Here is a 3628-nt window from a genome sequence, read left to right on the forward strand (position 1 = left end):
GGGCGGGGGGGGGGGGGGGGGCGCCAGCCGGGTATTGGCATTCGCCGGGATATCCAGCGGGCGGCTGCCGGAAAATTCAATGGCGCCGAACGGGCAGGCAATGCCGCACAGTTTGCAGCTTACGCACAGGCTCTCGTTGAGCTGGACCGCGCCATCGACGCGCTGGATGGCGTTAACCGGGCAGACGGTGGCGCAGGGAGCATCTTCACAGTGGTGGCACATCTGCGGTGCCGATTCTTTTTCATTACGCATCACCTGCAGCCGCGGCATAGCCTGCAGGCCGTGCTGGCGATGCGTCTCAGAGCAGGCGGCTTCGCAGGTGCGGCAGCCGATACAGACAGTGGAGTCAGCAATTACAAAACGGTTCACCGGGTCATCCTCGGGTGAAAGTCATTTTTGACGAAATCAGGTTGCGCAGGTGTCATTTTCGACACGTGTCGACACCTTACGATCAGTGGGTCAGCGCCAGATGGCTTAAATCCACCGGTTGGTCTTGTTCCATGGCGTCATACAGACGGTCATAGACGGTGGCGATAATCGCCAGATAGTGCTCCAGCACCTGGTCGCGGGAGCGGTTGCTGATGCGGCCGTCCACCGTGCCATCCATTGCGAGGGTGGCCTGAGCAATCAGATACTTATCACCGCCGTTTTTGTTTTCGACGTAGTACTCGATGGTGTGGCTGTTGAAGCCTTCCGCGAGGGCGACGAACACCTGAAAATGGCCGAACAGCACGAAGCACAGCTCTTTGTCCGGCGCGCAGCTCATCGCGTGATGCAGGCGGGCCTTCGACAAGGTGATCCCCTGAACCAGCGAGTTACAGTAGATGTGCCACTGCTCCTGCTGCTGCCGGTGACGGTCGGCGATGTAATCCGCCTTTTCACTTATTTCCCAAATAGTCATATCGGTTTCTCCGTAGCATGAGATGCACCCTCTAAGCATTTTTCATGCCAGATTTTATTTAATTGATTTAACTATGTTTTTATATCGACCTCTGCCGATACGACATGTCGATGACAGCCCCGGGGCGTCGACATCGACATTGACTGCCACGACGATTTCATTCTGGCATCGTTATTGCATAGAAGGCGCATCGCGATACGGAGGCGACTATGCACGAAATCACCCTCAGCCAGCGGGCGCTGGAAATTATTGAACAACAGGCGCAGCAGGCCGGCGCGCGGCGGGTTACCGGCGTGTGGCTTAAGGTCGGCGCATTTTCCTGCGTGGAAGCCAGCGCCCTGACCTTCTGCTTTGAGCTGGTCTGCCGCGGCACGCTGGCGGAGGGGTGCGAATTGCATATCACCGAACAACAGGCTGAATGCTGGTGCGATCGCTGTCAGCAGTACGTCCATCTTGTCTCGCAGCACGTTCGCCGCTGCCCGCACTGCAATAACGACCAGCTGCAGATCGTGGCGGATGACGGCTTACAGATTCAGCGTTTAGAATTGGAGTAAATTATGTGTACAACATGCGGCTGTGGCGAAGGCAACCTCTATATTGAAGGAGACGAACGAAACCCGCATTCCGCGTTCCGCAGCGCCCCCTTCGCGCCCGCCCCACGCCAGACGATGACCATCACCGGTGTCAAAATCGACCACTTCGCCCCCACCCGCACGCCAGAGGGCGACCTGCATTACGGCCACGGCGAAGCGGGTACCCACGCCCCGGGGCAGAGCCAGCGGCGAATGCTGGAAGTGGAGATCGACGTGCTGGATAAAAACAACCGCCTGGCGGCACGCAACCGCGCACGCTTCGCAGCAAAACAGCAGCTGGTGCTGAATCTGGTTTCCAGCCCCGGCTCCGGCAAAACCACCCTGCTCACCGAAACCCTCACCCGGCTGAAAGGACGCGCCGACTGCGCGGTGATTGAAGGCGATCAGCAAACGGTCAATGACGCCGCCCGCATTCGCGCCACCGGCACCCCGGCGATTCAGGTCAATACCGGGAAAGGCTGCCATCTCGACGCCCAGATGATCGCCGACGCCGCCCCGCGCCTGCCGCTGGCTGACCGCGGCATTCTGTTTATCGAAAACGTCGGCAACCTGGTCTGCCCGGCCAGCTTTGATCTCGGCGAGCGCCATAAGGTGGCGGTGCTATCGGTCACCGAAGGCGAAGACAAACCGCTGAAGTATCCGCATATGTTCGCCGCCGCCAGCCTGATGCTGATCAACAAAGTCGACCTGCTGCCGTATCTCAATTTCGACGTTGAGCGGTGCCTGGCCTGCGCCCGCGAGGTCAATCCGCATATTGAAATTATTCTTGTCTCCGCCACCAGCGGCGAAGGCATGGAGCAATGGCTCACCTGGCTGGAGACGCAGCGATGTGCATAGGCATTCCGGGACAAATTTGCGCCATCGACGGCGTGCTGGCGAAGGTGGAAGTTTGCGGTATTCAGCGCGACGTCGACCTGACGCTGGTCGGCGCCGTTGATGAGCAGGGCCAGCCGCGGCTCGGCCAGTGGGTGCTGGTGCACGTCGGCTTCGCCATGAGCGTCATTAATGAAGCCGAAGCCCGCGACACCCTCGAGGCGCTGCAAAATATGTTTGACGTGGAGCCGGACGTCGGCGCGCTGCTGTACGGCGAGGAGCGATAATGCGTTACGTAGATGAATACCGCGCCCCCGAACAGGTGATGCAGCTGGTGGCCCATCTTCAGCAGCGTGCTCGTCTGCTGCCGCACACCGCCGCGCGACCGCTGCGCATCATGGAGGTCTGCGGCGGCCATACCCATGCCATTTTTAAATTCGGGCTCGACCAACTGTTGCCGGAGAACATCGAATTTATTCATGGTCCCGGCTGCCCGGTGTGCGTCCTGCCGATGGGGCGCATCGACGCCTGCATTGAGATTGCCTGCCGCCCGGGAGTGATCTTCTGCACCTTCGGCGACGCCATGCGCGTGCCGGGTAAAAACGGCTCGCTTCTGCAGGCGAAAGCCCGCGGCGCCGATGTCCGCATCGTTTACTCGCCGATGGACGCTCTGCGGCTGGCGCAGCAAAATCCGCAGCGCGAGGTGGTCTTTTTTGGTCTTGGTTTCGAAACCACCATGCCCGCTACCGCCCTGACCCTGCGTCAGGCGCGAGAGCGCAACGTCGATAACTTCTACTTTTTCTGCCAGCACATCACCCTGCTGCCGACCCTGCGCAGCCTGCTGGACCAGCCGGAGAACGGAATCGACGCCTTTCTCGCCCCGGGCCACGTCAGTATGGTGATCGGCACCGAGGCCTACGGTTTTATCGCCAGCGACTATCACCGTCCTTTAGTGGTCGCCGGTTTCGAACCGCTTGATCTACTGCAAGGCGCGGTGATGCTGGTTGAGCAGACAATAGCGCAGCGCAGCGATGTGGAAAATCAGTACCGTCGCGTGGTGCCGGATGAGGGCAACCCGCTGGCGCAGGCGGCGATGGCCGACGTCTTCCGCCTGGATGGCGACAGCGAATGGCGCGGCCTGGGGGTCATCAGCGACTCCGGCGTGCAGCTTACGCCAGCCTATCAGCGCTTCGATGCCGAGGCGCATTTTCGCCCGGCGCCGCAGCGCGTGTGCGACGACCCGCGCGCCCGCTGCGGCGAGGGGGGGGGCCGGCGCCGGCAACCGCCCCCACCGCCCCCCCCCCCCCCCCCCCCCGCCCCC

Annotated in this window: 6 protein-coding genes; 4 read left to right on the plus strand and 2 right to left on the minus strand. The window is 61.2% G+C overall.

Annotated features, from left to right (window positions below; all coding sequences use genetic code 11):
* Together HMPREF9538_RS0127995 and hycA are read right to left on the minus strand one after the other, a co-directional pair.
* Nucleotides 1-369 (minus strand): 4Fe-4S binding protein (locus HMPREF9538_RS0127995; protein ID WP_032457163.1); only part of this gene is annotated, 369 nt, incomplete at its 3' end.
* Nucleotides 370-451: 82 nt separating this feature from the next.
* The gene (hycA, locus tag HMPREF9538_RS10165; protein ID WP_002914925.1) at nt 452-901 is read right to left on the minus strand and encodes a formate hydrogenlyase regulator HycA; all 450 of its coding nucleotides are present in this window, start codon (nt 899-901) and stop codon (nt 452-454) included.
* A gap of 209 nt (nt 902-1110) precedes the next feature.
* Here hycA and hypA point away from each other — a divergent pair, with 209 nt between their 5' ends.
* The 4 genes from hypA to hypD form a co-directional block, all read left to right on the plus strand.
* Nucleotides 1111-1455, plus strand: a complete 345-nt coding sequence (hypA, locus tag HMPREF9538_RS10160; protein WP_004145778.1) for a hydrogenase maturation nickel metallochaperone HypA — start codon at nt 1111-1113, stop codon at nt 1453-1455.
* A 3-nt stretch (nt 1456-1458) separates the two neighbouring features.
* Complete coding sequence (hypB, locus tag HMPREF9538_RS10155; RefSeq protein ID WP_032419948.1) at nt 1459-2331, plus strand: hydrogenase nickel incorporation protein HypB; 873 nt, start codon at nt 1459-1461, stop codon at nt 2329-2331.
* Nucleotides 2322-2594 (plus strand): HypC/HybG/HupF family hydrogenase formation chaperone, encoded by a 273-nt coding sequence (locus tag HMPREF9538_RS10150; RefSeq protein ID WP_002914934.1) that lies wholly within the window; start codon nt 2322-2324, stop codon nt 2592-2594. Before hypB ends, HMPREF9538_RS10150 begins: the two co-directional genes overlap by 10 nt.
* Nucleotides 2594-3628: hydrogenase formation protein HypD (gene hypD / locus HMPREF9538_RS10145; protein WP_009485511.1), on the plus strand; the 1035-nt coding region annotated here is incomplete at its 3' end. The genes HMPREF9538_RS10150 and hypD, both read left to right, overlap by 1 nt.

Origin of the sequence: Klebsiella sp. MS 92-3 (assembly GCF_000195655.1) — a bacterium.
Classification (GTDB): domain Bacteria; phylum Pseudomonadota; class Gammaproteobacteria; order Enterobacterales; family Enterobacteriaceae; genus Klebsiella; species Klebsiella pneumoniae.

Coding starts and splice junctions, on each gene's coding strand:
- HMPREF9538_RS10150 (WP_002914934.1), top strand. CDS start 2,322: ATGTGCATAGGCATTCCGGGACAAATTTGCGCCATCGACGGCGTGCTG.
- hypA (WP_004145778.1), top strand. CDS start 1,111: ATGCACGAAATCACCCTCAGCCAGCGGGCGCTGGAAATTATTGAACAA.
- hycA (WP_002914925.1), bottom strand. CDS start 901: ATGACTATTTGGGAAATAAGTGAAAAGGCGGATTACATCGCCGACCGT.
- hypB (WP_032419948.1), top strand. CDS start 1,459: ATGTGTACAACATGCGGCTGTGGCGAAGGCAACCTCTATATTGAAGGA.